This window comes from Paenibacillus sp. 3LSP (genome assembly GCF_032465655.1).
GTDB classification, from domain to species: Bacteria; Bacillota; Bacilli; order Paenibacillales; family Paenibacillaceae; genus Fontibacillus; species Fontibacillus barengoltzii.
In genome coordinates, this window is the sequence record NZ_JAWDJI010000207.1 from 39,566 (window position 1) to 54,855 (window position 15,290).

At 53.7% G+C, this 15,290-nt stretch carries 10 protein-coding genes; 1 reads left to right on the forward strand and 9 read right to left on the reverse strand.

The window, feature by feature from the left end; genetic code table 11:
- Nucleotides 1-81: 81 nt before the first annotated feature.
- From RW092_RS17765 to RW092_RS17795, 7 genes are all read right to left on the reverse strand, one after another.
- Nucleotides 82-1,131, reverse strand: coding sequence for a glycoside hydrolase family 18 protein (locus tag RW092_RS17765; protein ID WP_316010841.1), 1,050 nt, complete (start codon nucleotides 1,129-1,131; stop codon nucleotides 82-84).
- Nucleotides 1,132-1,196: 65 nt separating this feature from the next.
- A complete protein-coding gene (locus RW092_RS17770) occupies nucleotides 1,197-3,827 on the reverse strand; it encodes a transglutaminase domain-containing protein (RefSeq protein ID WP_316010842.1) in 2,631 nt (876 codons plus the stop codon).
- A gap of 6 nt (nucleotides 3,828-3,833) precedes the next feature.
- Nucleotides 3,834-4,880 carry a carbohydrate-binding family 9-like protein gene (locus tag RW092_RS17775; protein ID WP_157274728.1) on the reverse strand — a complete coding sequence of 349 codons (1,047 nt, stop codon included), beginning with the start codon at nucleotides 4,878-4,880 and terminating at the stop codon, nucleotides 3,834-3,836.
- Between the two features lie 267 nt (nucleotides 4,881-5,147).
- A complete protein-coding gene (locus RW092_RS17780; protein ID WP_316010843.1) occupies nucleotides 5,148-6,587 on the reverse strand; it encodes an alpha-L-fucosidase in 1,440 nt (479 codons plus the stop codon).
- 66 nt (nucleotides 6,588-6,653) lie between these two features.
- On the reverse strand, nucleotides 6,654-8,303 hold the full coding sequence (locus RW092_RS17785; protein ID WP_316010844.1) for an extracellular solute-binding protein: 1,650 nt from the start codon (nucleotides 8,301-8,303) through the stop codon (nucleotides 6,654-6,656).
- A gap of 40 nt (nucleotides 8,304-8,343) precedes the next feature.
- Entirely contained in the window at nucleotides 8,344-9,249 is a 906-nt protein-coding gene (locus RW092_RS17790; RefSeq protein WP_316010848.1) for a carbohydrate ABC transporter permease, read from the reverse strand.
- Nucleotides 9,250-9,267: 18 nt separating this feature from the next.
- Nucleotides 9,268-10,230: an ABC transporter permease gene (locus tag RW092_RS17795; protein WP_016313289.1), complete on the reverse strand. Its 963-nt coding sequence runs from the start codon at nucleotides 10,228-10,230 to the stop codon at nucleotides 9,268-9,270.
- Nucleotides 10,231-10,587: 357 nt separating this feature from the next.
- Between RW092_RS17795 and RW092_RS17800 the strand changes: the two genes are divergently transcribed.
- Nucleotides 10,588-12,894 carry a helix-turn-helix domain-containing protein gene (locus RW092_RS17800; RefSeq protein ID WP_316010845.1) on the forward strand — a complete coding sequence of 769 codons (2,307 nt, stop codon included), beginning with the start codon at nucleotides 10,588-10,590 and terminating at the stop codon, nucleotides 12,892-12,894.
- Nucleotides 12,895-12,975: 81 nt separating this feature from the next.
- Here RW092_RS17800 and RW092_RS17805 read toward each other — a convergent pair whose 3' ends face one another.
- Complete coding sequence (locus tag RW092_RS17805) at nucleotides 12,976-14,145, reverse strand: SEC-C metal-binding domain-containing protein (protein WP_316010846.1); 1,170 nt, start codon at nucleotides 14,143-14,145, stop codon at nucleotides 12,976-12,978.
- Nucleotides 14,146-14,167: 22 nt separating this feature from the next.
- Entirely contained in the window at nucleotides 14,168-15,154 is a 987-nt protein-coding gene (locus RW092_RS17810) for a Gfo/Idh/MocA family protein (RefSeq protein ID WP_316010847.1), read from the reverse strand.
- Nucleotides 15,155-15,290: the final 136 nt, after the last annotated feature.

The following is a 15,290-nucleotide window of genomic DNA, read 5'->3' on the forward strand; positions in this document are numbered from 1 at the left end:
ATCACAAAAAGCCCCATGCTGCTCGCGATCCTTTTGGTTCAAGGTTCACGAAGCATGAGGCTTTTTGCGGGCTGGGAACGTTCAGGATTGTCCCTTAGATGATTGTAACCCTTGGTACAGGGCATCAAGCAGCCGGTGCGTCCGATCGCAGCCATACTCCCAGAACATCACTCCGGCGAGCTCTTGTGCTTTGACGTAATCGCATTTATAGCGAATCGACATTTCATCGTCATAGGAGATAAACGTTTGGCCGTCGAACAGATACGGCGCTTTCGCTTCCTCATCCCAGTAACGGACAAATCCGTTGCGATCGATATACTCAGCGGCTAATTCCGTAAAATCTGGGCCGTACCCGCCCGATCCGGGGGACATTTGATACAACCCGCGGTTCACGTTCGGTACGTCCTTCCACATGCGCGAATAAAACGCTGCGCCGATGACGATTTTCTCCTTAGGCACCCCGGCCCGAACAAACAGGTTCACCGAGGCGTCAACGCTGATGCGGAAGAGGTCCCCGGTTCCGGTGTACAGGTTGGTGTGATGCCCGGTCAACGTCTGGAAACCGCCGCGCATGTCGTACGTCATCAGCTGGACAAAATCGAGGTAACGCTGGACCTCGGCCATTTCCGTACCGTCAATATAATATTGGTCTGCTCCGGCAGCAATTGTCAGCCAATAGCGGCGGCCATCCCGTTCGCCTTGCCGATCGAGCGCCTCCCTCATCGTCCGCAGCAGCAACGTAAAATTCGCCTTGTCGTCCGGGCTGGCGGCAATCCCCGCCTCGGCGTAGCAAGGGTACTCCCAATCCAGGTCGACCCCGTCAAGCGCATATTCCGTAACGGCGCGAACCGCCGACTCGGCCATGGCTTGCCGCCCGGCTTCCGTTGAAGCAGCCTCCGAGAAGCCGCCGGCGCTCCAGCCGCCAACAGACAGCAGGATCGTAAGGTCAGGATTCTCCCGTTTGAGTTCGGGCAATAATTTTAAGTTTTGCAGATGTCCCGTTTGAATCCGGTCTTCACGTACATGGCCAAAGGCGATGTTGATATGGGTCAGCTTCTTCAGTTCTTCCTTCGTCAGTTCAGGGAGGTGGCGATCGCTAACGTAGCCCGCCACCACATAGTTCCGGCTCATTTGGTGCTCCTCCCTTGGCTGGCGCGGCCGCCCGCGCCAACCTGAGTTAATCGTCTCATACACAGTTACAAATCGCTTAAAATTTGAAGTGCTTCCTTGCCGCTTCCCGGCTTATAACCCGATTGCACGTAACGGACGTTCCCTTCTGGGTCCAGGACAAATAGGTGCGGGAACCCTCCGCTCCCTAACCGGATGCCGGCATCCGTGAACCGACGCAGCGCCCTGTGACTGGGATCGCCGGCAAACACCGCGCGATTCGGCAATCCTGCAGCAGCTTCAGGGATGGCAGGAGCCGGTGAGTCCTCCTCACGCCCAAGGACAAAAACAACCGGGATTCCCAAAGCGTCAAACGTTTCCGCGAGTTCTCCTGTTTCACGCAGCAGATGCTTCGATGGCTCCCGCTCCGGCTCCAACCAAGCGATCATGGCGCCGCGCGGACCTTGGCACAGCGCCCCCAGCGTTATCTCTGTCCCATCGGCTTTCCATAGCGGCGTCTTGGGATCCGGCGATCCGTACACCGGGATATGCCGTGATGGGGCTGGGAAGGTCAGCGTCACCTCAGTCTGCTCTTGCTCCGCCACCCGGAAGTACGTCAGCCGTCCCAGCACAGTGCCGTCCTTCAGCCGCACGCCCGAGGTAATCCGGTAATCGCCCGGCTCAACGTCAAACGCGGTATCGTACACATCGGATTTGCCGTGCGGGTACAGTAGCGTTTTATAGAACCCATTTTCCAACCGGGCGATCGTGAAGTTCTCCATATAAGAGGCGTTTGGTGCGTCGGTTTCGCCATCCGCTTCGCGCCGAAGCACCAGCTGGCCGGTGCGGACATCAGCGTCCGCAGCCTGTTCTTCGGGTACGCTTCCGATTGCTGCATCCACCCAAATACCCGCCGCATAATACTGTGGCTTCAACTCGTTCGGGTGCAGCCTTGCCGGAATGCCAAGGCTCCGGCATAATGAGACGAACAGAATGTCCAGCGCGCCTTGATCCGCAATCCGCAGCTGGAATGTGCCAAGAGGTCCTGCTTTACCGCGCAGGTTCCCCGGCCCCATATGCACCTTCCAGCCTTCATTCAGGAACTGAACAAGTCGGGAAGGATCCGCTTGATAAGCTTCGATCTCTGCTTCAGTAAATTGAGACTGCAGCGCTGTCCGGTAAGGGGTGATCATCTCAAACAACACGCGCGGGCACATCACGTACGTCACGAACAGCTCCCGATCGTACGAATCCTTCCACGGCAACGATCCGGTTAAGTGGTCAGTCAGCGTCTCGCGCATCGTATCGGTTAAATCTTTCTCCCGCAGGCTTTCGAGCAGAAGCAACGGCCATTCGCCATATTCCGGGACGCGCTCCTCCAAGAAAGCAGCGATTTCCCGGCCGTTACCGCGAGCAGGCTCCAGCACTTTCCATACCCGGTCGGCCGGCAGCCCCAGCTGGGCAGCGAGTCGTTTGGCATCTTCCTCTGTCAAGAACGTCTCTTCATAGGCCCGGCGCAGGGCAGCCCCTTCAGCCACGCGTTCTTCATGCCGCTGTAACTTTTCCGCAGGGAGCGGTTCAGACTCCGGACCGTCCAACTCCGGCGGAGGCACCAGCTCGAAATCCTCGCTGTCAACCGGCTGCTCTCCAACCGCTTTGCTTAATACGACCTCGAACCGGTCACCGTCCGCGATTCGGATCTTCCGCTGCCCCCAAGCCCCGTCACGCACGGCCCGAACGATCAGATCCCCGTAACCGGTCGTGAACCGAACTTCGCCATGCTCATCCGTGATCAGCTCAGCCAGCGGGAAGAGCTCGGCATAGTTGTACAGTTGGAACTGCACCTTAGCCCCAACCGCCGGCGTGCCGTCCGTCTCCCGCACCTCCACGGCGATGGTCCGGGTTGGCGCGTAATTCGCCAGCAGGTTCAGCTCGGCATACGGGCCGCTCTTGACGGTAATTTCCTCCGGCCCGGTATAGGTGGCCGGGACGCGGGTATGCACCAGCATCGCCCGTCGTGCCGGACCGCTGAACCAACCTTGGTCCAGACGCGCCTCCGGCTCGCAAGCGCCGATATAATGCCATTTGCCGTCTGCCCAAGCCTCGACCCAAGCGTGATTATCGTCGCAGTGCGCCCAACGCGGCGTGTAGCACTGCCGCGCCGGAATGCCGATGCTGCGCAACGCCGCAACCGCCAGCGTGGATTCCTCGCCACAGCGCCCGCGTGCGTTGCGAATCATTCCGATCGGCGACAACGTGCGCAAGTCGCTGCCGATGTAGGTCGCTTTTTCATGACACCAATAATTCGCCTCGAGAATCGCCTCCGCCATCGATAATCCTGCCGTCCGCGGTCCCAGTTCCGCATAAATGACGTCACGGAAATCCTCGAGGTTCTCGGTGTTCACTCTGACCGGAAGCACGAAATGCAAGAACAGGTAGTCCGGCACCCGGTCGCCCCAAGGTACCTGCTTACGGATAGCCAGCGCCTGACGAACATGAGTTAAGAAAAACGTGCCGTCATAATCGGCCAAATCGTTCAGCGGCATATGCACATACAGAAATTTTAATGCCCACGTCTCTTCAGCCGTTAACGGGCCGTCAAAAACGCCAAACAACTCCTTCTCCCGGCCCTGGGCGAGCTTTCGGATGTCCGCAAACTTGCGTTCCATCTGCTCCAGCTCCTGTTCACTTAACGAAAACACCGGTGTCTCCACGCTCATCCATGCTCACTCCTTCCACAGTTTTCCGTCTTCCCGGATATAATAGATCCCCTTGCCGTCCGATGCTGGCGCGGAAATCTCAAATCTTCTGCTCGCGGCCTCAACCGTCGGCTGAATGCGCAGCACATCCTTTTCTTCCGCACTTACGAGCTCTGTAAGTTCCGTCGTAAAACGGCCATGACGGGCATAATAGCTTCGCTGGCGATAATACAACCGGCGCAGCTCCCATTTGATATATTCGTCCTGCGGCAGCGGGAAAGCCTTAGATCCATCACCCGCATCGGCTCCCTCGTCCGCAAAAACCACATACCCCCACAGCTCGGGATAATGCATGTTAATGATGCCCTGCGGAGACCATACCCAGTTGTCCTCGGGGTAAGGCTTCCCGGTCTCCGGGTTGATTTGCTTGACGTAGCGGCCGTCTTGCACCTCGACTCGCCATTCGACCCGGGAAAAATTCACCCGCCAGAACTCCCCCGGCATCGGCGGACGCCCCTCCGGCGCACATTCGCGCAGCGCGGCCCACGGGAGGGCTACCTCCACGCTCCACCGACGATTCTGTGCCGTCGGATCGTTTAACTTCCCATCGATATATACCGCCGTGCGCAGCCCATGAATGTCCCAGCCGTTCACCGGCGGTCCACCGTCCCGGTAAGGCTTGACCAATAGCAAATCCCATACTGTATTCAGGGCGTTGATTTCAAATTCATAATACAGGTGGCTGTCGCCATCTGGATCGATAAAGATTTCAAAGTCGTTGTCATGGAAAATCACCGAATCTCGTTCCGTCAGCGTCGCCCAAATTTCGTCCTCTTCCATTTCGGCTGCCACGTAGAAATATTCGTCATCCCACAGCATTTTCGCCCGCGTCCGTTTGCTTGGCTTGGGCCGTACATCGCCTTCGATATCCACGAAGTCGTCCGTCCATGCCGCGGCGTCCCAGAACGGCTTGTCGATCCGTCCGTCCAGGACAAGCGGCCCGGCGGCCCGCTTGCAGATATAGGTTTTGGGTGCAAATTCGATTGAAGGTTCAGGCACCTCGCTGTAATTCACCATCGTTTTCTCCCTCCTTACGCTAACGGACCTCAGCGCCGTTATTTCGATGAAAATCCCAGTTATCAGCATCTAACGGACCCAGTCGACCTTATTTGGCGGTTTGGACCATCAATTCAGCCCATTCCAAGCGGATAACGGCTCTCCAGTCCGTTACATCTTTTCCAGCAAATAAGGTGTTTCAGGTCCGTTACGACGCAAATCTCGCAAGGCGGCTTCCTTCCCTCGCGCGCGCAGCGTCTAGAGAGGCAAAAAGCCCCCCGCGAATCACCGAATGCGCAGCACGATCGCGATCGGGGTCTCCCCTTGCCGCGCGGCATCGGGTAAGCGCACCGCCACGCCGTCCTCCGCAGATGGGCGGAAGTCCAAGGCTTCGGCGCTGCAGACCAGGTCAATTCGGTTTATGCCGGAAGCGGAAAGCGGCAGAAGCACTTCCTCCGGAATGATCTCCGCGCCTTCTTGCACCAGCATCAAGGCGTATCTTGTCTCTCCCTTGCGAGTGAAGTAAATGTTCCCGGAAGCATACGGCTCACAGATCCGTGTCCCGTAAATGGCTTCGCCGTACACCTTCAGCCACTCGCCTAACCCTTTCATTCGTTCCAGCGCCGGCTTCGGCAGCCTTCCGTCCGGCTGCGGCCCGACGTTAAGCGCCAGATTGCCGCCTTTGGCGACGATTTCGACGAGCAGATGCACCAGTTCGCGGACAGATTTATAGCTGTCGTTAAAGCTGAACGAGAAGGAATGCCCCATCGTGATGCAGCTCTCCCAAGGAACGGTGAGCGGCCGCTCCGGCACAGTTTGCTCGGGGGTGATCAGGTTCTCGTATGGCCCGCCCACCGTGCGGTCCGCGGTCAACAACCAAGGTTGGATTTGCCGCGCCTTCTCCACCACTTCGCCAAGCCGAATGTCCTGATCGCGGCGGGCATTCACCCACCCGGCATCCAGCCATAACATATCGATGCGGCCGTACCGTGTCATCAGCTCCATGATTTGCGCACGGGTAAACTGAACGAACTGCTCCCACAGCCAAGGGTACTGCTTCGGATCATACGAAGGTCCGCGCCACATTCTGCTGCCCCGTTCCATGCCCGGTGCCCAGTAATACGGCGTATGCCAGTCCGCTTTGGAGAAATAAGCGGAGATCGCCAATCCTTCGGCACGGAACGCATCGAACAACACCCGGCAAATATCCGCATAACGGTGCATATGGAACGGACAATCCGGCCCGGTGATCCGGTAGTTGGTGGTATGGGTGTCCCACATGCAAAATCCGTCATGATGCTTGGTCGTAAACGTTAAATACTTGAACCCGCCATCCGCTGCCGCTTTGGCCCATAACTCGGGCTGAAAACGGATCGGATTAAATGTACGATTCAAATCAAAATATTCTTGTTTGAACCGTTCCATGTCATCAATCCAGTCAATGTCGTTGCGAGACCAGTCTCCGTCCTCATCGCTGAGCGCCCAGGACTCCACCAGGCCAAGCTGGGAGTACGGCCCCCAGTGCATCATCAGGCCCAGCTTCTGATCCTGGAACCATTCCAGCCGCTCGAGAAGAAGCGGATCTTCTGGTTTCACCCAGTTTTGTTCACTGCTGTAATTGTGTACACCTTGCTCCACTGCCGGTTCAGCTGCAAAAGGCGCCTCGGAGGGCGCCTTCTGCGGCTCGGCCGACGGCTCCTGATACGCGATATCCTTCTCGCTCATGGATGCCTCCTTGTCTCGGTCCGATCGATTTATTGATTTGAACTTGCTATCTTATCTGCCATTGGCTTAGCTGGCTTGATTCCAACGGTCATAAGCCGCTTGGTATACTTCGGCAACGCGATCGCTGCCCATTTTCTTCAGCTGGCTGATGTATTTATCCCAGTTATCAAGCGATTCTTGGCCCGTAACGAACTTCGCTTCCATTTGCGTTACATACGTATTCAAGTCAGAAAGCAACGCAGACACCTCGGATTGCTCATCGGTCGTCAGGAAGGCGTTCGGGAACGGCGGTTTGCCGATCGGAGCCAGCTTCTCTTGCGTTTGTTGTTCAATCCATTCGTCAAATTCTGTCTTGAGGCCATTTGTCAATTCGCTCAGGTTGACGCCCGGTGTCATAATACCGTAGTTTGGTGTAATCGTTCCGCGATACTCTTCACGGTCTTTGCCATCCGGTACCGGCAGCCATTCCTTCACTTTGTTCTCTTTATCCTTGTACTGCCACAACAGTCCTTCCGGACCTTGCGTCCACAAGGTTGCACCTTCATAGCTGTATTGATAATCGATCCAACGCATCGTCGCTGCCGGATTCGGGTTGCTCTTCGTAATCGCGAAGGTCCCGTTGGCCGACATGCCCGGATGCTTGCCGTAAACCGGCGTACCGGCAATTTCACTCGCTACCGGCGTCATCAGCGGATGCTCATCACTTGGTTCCCCGCCGAGCGTGAAATAGGGATGATAATCGCTGAACAAGGCGATTTGGTTATTTTTCCCTTTTGCCTTCTTCTGGTCATCGGTTTGCGAGAACGTCTCGTGATCCAGCAACTCTTCCTTCCACAGGCGGTTCATAAAGGTCAAATACCCTTTATAACCTTCTTCTTGCGGCGCATAATGCACTTTGCCGTCCTTATCGGCATAGATGGTCGTGTCATACATCCCCCAGAACCCGAAGAAGAACATCCGCAGGTCGTCCAGTTTTACGGACGAGAGCGGGATTTCATCCGCTTTGCCGTTCCCGTTCGGATCCTCTTCCTTCACCCGTTTCAGATAGGTGTAGAGCTCTTCCGTGGTCTTAGGCTCTTCCGCATTTAACGCCTTCAGGAATTTACCGTTATACCACATCGGACCGCGATACCATACTGCTGCGGTATCGATGAACGGCAGGGCATAAATATGTCCATCCGTCGTCGTAATGTTCTTACGAATGTCTGGGTTCTCGTCGAGGATCTTCTTCAAGTTAGGAGCGTAGTTGTCGATCAGATCCTCCAGAGGAATCAGAATCCCTTGGCTGCCATAGGTGACTTGTTCCGCAGGGGTAATGTCTGCTGCGTACAGCGCATCTGGCAGGTCTCCGCTGGCGAACACCAGGTTTTTCTTCGTACTGAAGCTATCGATAGGAGCCGTTTGGAATTCCACTTTGATCCCCGACAGCTTTTCCATCTCTTGGACTACGGGCATCGTGCTCCAATCCGCCATCCCGGCATCCGGAGCCAGCATCGTCAGCGTAAGCGGCTCATCGACGATAGGGAATCCCTCTTTCTTAACGCCCTTCACTTCTTCCGATTGTTCGGAAGTGGCAGCGTTCGTTCCCGAGTTCGCCCCATTCCCTGAATTACTTGCCGTGTTGCCCGAATTGCCGGACGAACCGCAGGCTGCCAGCAACGAGGCCAGCAGGAGCAAGCTTAAAGCTAGCGCTCCACGTCTTTTCAGCTTCTGCATGAATGAATCCTCCTTTTGAATATTTAAATGTATGGCAAGATCATCCCTTAACGGAACCGATCATGACACCTTGCACAAAATAGCGTTGCAGGAACGGATATACGACAATGACTGGCAGCGTCGCTACAATAATCACTGCGTATTTAACCAGTGCGGCCACTTCCGCCCGGTTATTCAAGGCGGTGGCGGTAGCGGCATCAATCGAACCGGTCTGCGCCGACATCTCCTGCAGTACCAGAATTTGCCGCAGTACAAGCTGAAGCGGATATTTTGCATCATCATTCAAGTAAATCATGGCTGAAAAGTAGCTGTTCCAATGACCTACCCCGAAGAACAGGGCCATTACCGCAATAATCGAAGTCGACAAAGGCAACACAATTTGGAAGAACAGCCGGAAGTTACTGCATCCATCGATTTCTGCGGCCTCCTGGAGCTCTTTGGGGATATTGGATTGGAAGAACGTCCGGCATACAATCAAATTCCAAACGGAGGTGGCCCCTGGTAGGATTAAAGCCCACATCGTGTTGACCATGCCCAAATCCTTAATGAGCAAATAGGTCGGTACCAAACCACCGCTGAAGAACATCGTGACCATAAAAATCCCCATAAACAGATTCCGCCCAACAAAATCTTTCCGACTGAGCGCATAGGCGGCTGGGATGGTCACCGCCAGGTTCACCAGCGTACCTACAACGGTATAGAGAATGGTGTTCCCGTAGCCGGTCCAGATTTGCGGATCCCGGAACACCCGTTCATATCCTTCAAAGGTAAGGCCCATCGGCCATAACCACATTTCCCCGGAAGAGACGTATTTCGGGGTACTGACTGAGGCGCTGATGATATAAATGATCGGATAGGCGACGATGATCAGCGCCAGGAACAAAAACAGATAGTTGCATGCTAGAAAAATACGATCTCGCCGAGTTTCCTTAATTGCCGATACCACATGTTCCACTCCTTTCTTCTACCATAGGCTGTTTTCACTGACGCGCCGAACGATCTGATTGACGGTGACAAGTAATATCGCGTTAACAACCGAGTTGAACAAGCCAACCGCCGTGGAGAAGCTGTACTGCGCATCCAGCAAGCCTGACCGGTAGACGAACGTCGAGATGACGTCGGAGGATTCCATATTCAGCGGGTTTTGCAGCAACAGGATTTTCTCGAACCCAACGCCGAGCAGACTCCCCATGTTCAGAATCATCAGGATTGTAATGGTGGGCAGGATCGCCGGAATATTGATGTACCGAATCCGCTGCATACGCGATGCCCCATCCAGAATCGCCGCTTCATGAAGCCCCGGATCAACCCCGGTTAATGCGGCTAAGTAAATGATCGTGCCCCAGCCGGTTCCTTGCCATACGTCAGACAACACATACACAGTTTTGAACCAACGAGGATCGGACAAGAAGTCTGGAGGCTTGATGCCAAACGCTTCAATCAAGTTCACGATCATCCCTGTGGAAGGCGTCAGGAACGTAATGATCATCCCCGCCATAACAACCATCGAGATAAAGTGTGGTGCATAGGTTACGGTCTGAACCGTTCTTTTGAAGAAGCCGTCCTTCACTTCGTTAAATGCTAACGCTAGAATAATCGGGAGCGGGAACCCGACCGCCAGCCCGTACAAGCTGATCCCCAGCGTGTTCCACAGCAGATCCCAGAAATAATAAGAATTAAAGAAACGGACAAAGTGATCGAAGCCCACCCATGGACTGCCCAAAATTCCGTTTACGGGAATAAAGTTTTTAAAAGCGATTTGAATCCCGTACATCGGCACGTAGCTAAAGATCAAGATACTTAATAATGCAGGTGCGATAAAAATGTACAATTGCCAATTCCGGAGGATTTTTGTCCTGAGTTTTCTTTTGGTTGCGATTTGGGTTATAGGCCTGGTGTCGATCGCGGTTGGTGCGCTTTTCTGCATCGGCGACTCCTCCTTTTTTTCTGAAGTGTAATCGGGGCGCCGGGCATTCGTAAATATGTCATTTTACTTCGCGATCACAAATCGCCGTGGCAAATTTAACAAATTGATTGATTTTCATATCTTTTCATGTAAATTAACTTAACACATACTTGTCCTGAATGAATGGCGGAAATGTGTATTTTTTTGCGGCCCATTCCTCGATCTACGCCGAAAAAAGCCAGAGAGCAAGTATTACCAAGCAAAAAAAACATGTTAACATCAGCGGGTCCCTCTACTTTCTGCCCTTGCGTTATCCGGCAAACTCCTTTACATTTTATATAAAAAAATAAATAGAGCGGGCGAGGGGGCAGACGTAACGTGAAGCTGAATTACTTCAAGTCTAAGCTTTTTCAAAAATACACCTGGTCTTACTTGTTCATGCTGCTGGTTCCACTTGCATTGTTATCGGTCTTCATCTATAACAGCGCGGTCCGCAATCTCCGCTCCGAAATCGAACAATCCCATCTGAACCAGTTGACGCAGGCCAAGACGATCGTGGACAGCCATGTCCAGCAGCTCAGCGATATCGCGTCGCGGGTTGCCTATGACGATCAACTGGCCCGTTATCGCGTACATGACCCGTATTACAGCTTAGAGGCGATTAATGCGCTCAAAAATTACAAGGCGACCAGCCCAATCATCGGGGAAATGTTCCTATACTTCCATGGCGATGAGAGGATATATTCCACCGCCGGGATGACAAGTCTGGATGTTTTCCACGATCATTATCATTTTCTGAACTGGGACGGTCCAGCACTGGTTGAGGAATTGAATTCCACCAAGTTCCCTGTCATTCACTCCACCGAGATGCTGAACCAGAACGGAACGATCCAACAGTCGGTGTTGGCTTATCTCGTTCCGATTACACCTAACAACCCGAACCCGCACGGGACCTTAATGTACTTGATCCCAAAAACGGAAATGACCCGACTGATTGATACGATTCTTGGCAACTATGAAGGCTCTTCCTACATTTTTGATAACCATGGTCGTGTCATGGCATCCAAGAACAATCAAGATCAGCCGCTTCAGGGATCGGACCTGCAACAATTGGTTGCGCTTTCAACAGGGATCCACAGCATCGAATTAGGCGGGGTATCGCATTCCGTGGTTTCGGTCAAATCAGATACCAACGGCTGGGAGTATGTCACCTTGATGCCAAGCTCGCAATTCCTTGACAGCGTAATGCACTTGCGCAGCTTAATGGCCCTGCTGCTGGCTGTGCTGACCGTCGTCGGCACCTTGGCGGCTCTCATCTTGGCGCGGCGTCAGCTTCATCCGATTCTTGACCTCGTCAAGTTTGCCGATTCCAAATCGAAGCCCGGCGTACTGGAGGCCAAACCGCGCAAAGCGGGCAACGAACTGGACCGCATCCGTACAGCGCTGCAGGAATACAGCTCGCGTGCCGATCTGCAGGAGCCGTATGCACGCAATCATTTTCTATTGATGCTTCTCAAATACGGGAACGCCCGCAGCCTGATGCCGGAGCTGTTAAACTCGCTGGAGATCAATCTGAACAAAGCTCATTATTTCGCCATGGTGATCGGCCGGGATGAAGCGGCGAAGAGCCGTCTGAACAGCCACGATTGGCAGGAGATGATCGGGCGGCTGGCGAAGGCGGAAATTCCTGAATACAGCGCGTGCCTTTACAGCGTGGAGCTGCCAAAGCCTAGACAAATCGCTTTGATCGTTGGCTTTGACAAGCTTGAATCCATGTCTGGTCCCGACCAATTCCGCCGGATCGTCCACCGCATCCACGATAATCTGCTGGAGCAGTTCCGGATCGACCCCGCTATCGGTGTAGGTACTTATTACAACGATCCCGATCAACTGAACCAATCGTTTATTGAAGCCTGCTCGGCGTTTGAATCGCGGATGTTTACCGGGCACGGCAGCATCACCTACTTCGAAAAACTGTCCCATGTGGCAGGAGAAACGTCTTGGGTACCAAAGAACGAGCTGCTGAAGCTGTCCCAAAGCTTAAAGCAAGGCAGCTACGAGGTGGCCGCCCAAACGATCGGCGAGTCGATGAAGGTATTGCAAAATCCGGAGCTGTCCGTCGAGATGAAGCGTTGCATCAGCTTTGACATCCTGAATACGATTCTGCGAACAGGCATGGAGATGGAGATTCGCGATTGGACCTACGAAATTCCAAGCTCTGATGCGTTTAATTCTCTGCAAGAATTAGAGCGTCATTTCCTTAGTCTTGCTTCACGGATTTGCGAGTTGGCGCTGCATAACGAACGCAAAGAAGAGCATTCTCTGATGGATCGAATTATCGCTTACATCGACAGCAATTATATGGATCACTCGTTAAGTCTGGAGGCCATCTCCTGCAAATATTCGATTTCGGTATCCCATTTCAGCCGCTCCTTCAAAGACCAGATGGGGATCAATTTCGTCCAATATATCTGGCAAAAACGGATGATGGCGGTGATGAACGATCTGACGTCCACCAACGATCCACTGAAGGACATTATTCAGCGGGTCGGCTACCTCGATACGCCTAACTTCATCCGCAAGTTTAAGAAGGAAACCGGCTTAACTCCTGGTCAGTACCGCAAGCTGTACTCCCAGGTGGAATCCAGTGATCCACCGATTTCAGAATCGGTCGATGTCGGATAAGACGGACGGTTCTTCCGAAATGAGAAGAAGGCTGCCTGAGCTTGAGTGCTCAGGCAGCCTTCTTGCATTGAAGCTTGTATTTTATTTCCCGCAGCATTTCTTGTACTTCAAACCGCTTCCGCAAGGGCACGGTTCGTTACGGCCGATCTTGTTCGATCGGGCTTGCTTCACGACATATCCGCGAATGGAAGGTGTTTCTTGTGAGCTTCCGGAAGGATTCTGCATCCGGCGCAGCTCGTCCAACGTGTGTCCAGCATTGGACCACATCCGGGTGTGGTCATATACGTCGCCAATGAGCGCTACCGCTTGCTGTGCCTGCTTCTGCGACGCAAAGCTCAGGTCGCGACGCTCGAATTCATAGATCAGGTCCTGCAAGGAGGCTTCCATCGAACAACCGAGCTGAATGTCGTCCACTAAATACTCGGCGCTTTCCGCATCCAAATGAAACTCCTTCGTCACAAACTCCCGCAACGCCGTCAGTTGCGGAGTCATTTCAAAATAGTCTTGATCCGCATATTTCAGCAGCTCTTGCGCCTCCGGTACATAGTAAGGTTTGCCTTGCACTTTCCCCTGAAGATCTTCAAACTCCTTGTCTTCCATGTCCAAAGAGGCGATATAGCCCTGACGAAGCTCAAAATACTGATCCGTCCGTAGCAGAAATTGGTTCAGCTGTTGAAGCAATCCCTCTTCCGTAATGGACGCTTGGCTGTTCTGCTTGTTATAAATTTCCGTCAGCTTCGCGGGTTCGATGATTCCATACAGATTAATCGCCGCCATCAAGTAATTGTAGATCCGATGGCTTCGTTCCAGCGCCTGCCGGAAAGCCGGTTGAGCCAGCTTCCGGAAGGCCGCCTTCACTTCATCGGGAATCACCAGGTGCAACTGGTTCTCGCTGAAAAACGTAAACAGCAAGCCGCGATCCAGGAAGTAATAATAGTATCCGAAAGGTGTTGCGTTGTTTGGTTGATAGGATCCATCCAACACCGAGGTGAACAGCTCCCATTCCTTTGGTCTGCTATTTAATAAAGCGACCTCCAGCGATTCGGGATGTTCAATGCTTGCTTGAACGGCAGCAGCCAGCTCCTCCTTCTTCATCTTCGAGCGGCCCGAGATGTTATGCACGGCAGCCAATGCAGCCAGCCGGGTCTTGGTCAGGCTCGGCAAGATGTCCGTAAGTCGATGCATCACCTCGCCAATCATCGCATGCTTAATATTGTTTTCCTCTAGCAGCTGGTTCATCTGATCAGTCATGTAAAACTACTCCTTCTTCATTTCATTCAAACGGATATTTCAGCCCCCATTGCCCGCGAATCTGATCCATCAAGCGCAGGATGGCCAGCGATTCATCGAGCGAAATGTCGCTGTTTTCAGTCAACCCGGCGTTCAGGGCCTGACCGACGGCTTCCGCCTCATAGGCATAACCTCGAAAAGTCCGATCATCGGTTACGGTCTCAGGCTCTTCCCCCTCGACATACAACGTGGCCGTGGTCGCATTAAGGAACCCAGGAATGTAAATCTTGCCGTTCGTTCCATGAATATAAGCATCGTTGCCGATCGCCAACCGTACGGCGCCGTTCAAAGAAGCGACAGCCCCATTTTCATAGGTCAACAATACGGAGAAGTGCTCATCGACCCCAGTTTCCCCGATATGCGCCGTGCTTTGGATGGTTTGCGGGTGCGGTCCCAGCACCATCGACGCAAAGGAAACCGGGTAGATCCCGGCGTCCAGCAGCGCCCCGCCGCCAAGCTCGGGGTTCAGCAGCCTTCCGGCCGGATCCCAGCCCGCGCGGAAACCAAAGTCCGCCTTCACCATGCGAACTTCGCCGATCCGTCCAGCCGCCAGCCATTCCCGCACCCGGCGGATGACCGGCAGGAATCGCGTCCACATCGCTTCCATCAAGAACAGCTTGTGTTCACGGGCATAGGCAACCAGTTCTTCCAATTCGGCAGCATTAACCGTAAACGGCTTCTCGCATAAGACGGCCTTTCCCGCGCGCAGTGCCATCATCACATGTTCCTTATGATAAGGATGTGGTGTAGCGACATAGACGGCATCGACCTCGGGGTCGGCGACCAGTTCCTCATAGCTTCCATACGCTTTAGGAATCCCAAATTTCTCAGCAAACGCCTTGGCCTTCTCCAAATTTCTCGAACCGATGGCATAAGCTTCGCCGTTGCTCGCATGCGCCAAGTCCCCCGCAAACGATCCGGCAATTCCCCCGGCCGCTAAAATTCCCCACTTGATCGTCGCCTCTCCCATTCATTCCTTCCTCCTTTGCTCGATTCATCTTCCATCCATTATACCTGCTAACCCCCCAATCGGGGATAGTGTAAAATCTCTGTGGGTGTAGGAATTGGAAAAAGCGGATATAGAAAAAGAGCTTCTCCCTTGGTAA

What these genes read in the sequence shown, in the direction of transcription:
- RW092_RS17805 (WP_316010846.1), bottom strand. Translation starts at nt 14,145, where the DNA reads ATGACTGATCAGATGAACCAGCTGCTAGAGGAAAACAATATTAAGCAT.
- RW092_RS17810 (WP_316010847.1), bottom strand. Translation starts at nt 15,154, where the DNA reads ATGGGAGAGGCGACGATCAAGTGGGGAATTTTAGCGGCCGGGGGAATT.
- RW092_RS17795 (WP_016313289.1), bottom strand. Translation starts at nt 10,230, where the DNA reads ATGCAGAAAAGCGCACCAACCGCGATCGACACCAGGCCTATAACCCAA.
- RW092_RS17770 (WP_316010842.1), bottom strand. Translation starts at nt 3,827, where the DNA reads ATGAGCGTGGAGACACCGGTGTTTTCGTTAAGTGAACAGGAGCTGGAG.
- RW092_RS17785 (WP_316010844.1), bottom strand. Translation starts at nt 8,303, where the DNA reads ATGCAGAAGCTGAAAAGACGTGGAGCGCTAGCTTTAAGCTTGCTCCTG.
- RW092_RS17780 (WP_316010843.1), bottom strand. Translation starts at nt 6,587, where the DNA reads ATGAGCGAGAAGGATATCGCGTATCAGGAGCCGTCGGCCGAGCCGCAG.
- RW092_RS17765 (WP_316010841.1), bottom strand. Translation starts at nt 1,131, where the DNA reads ATGAGCCGGAACTATGTGGTGGCGGGCTACGTTAGCGATCGCCACCTC.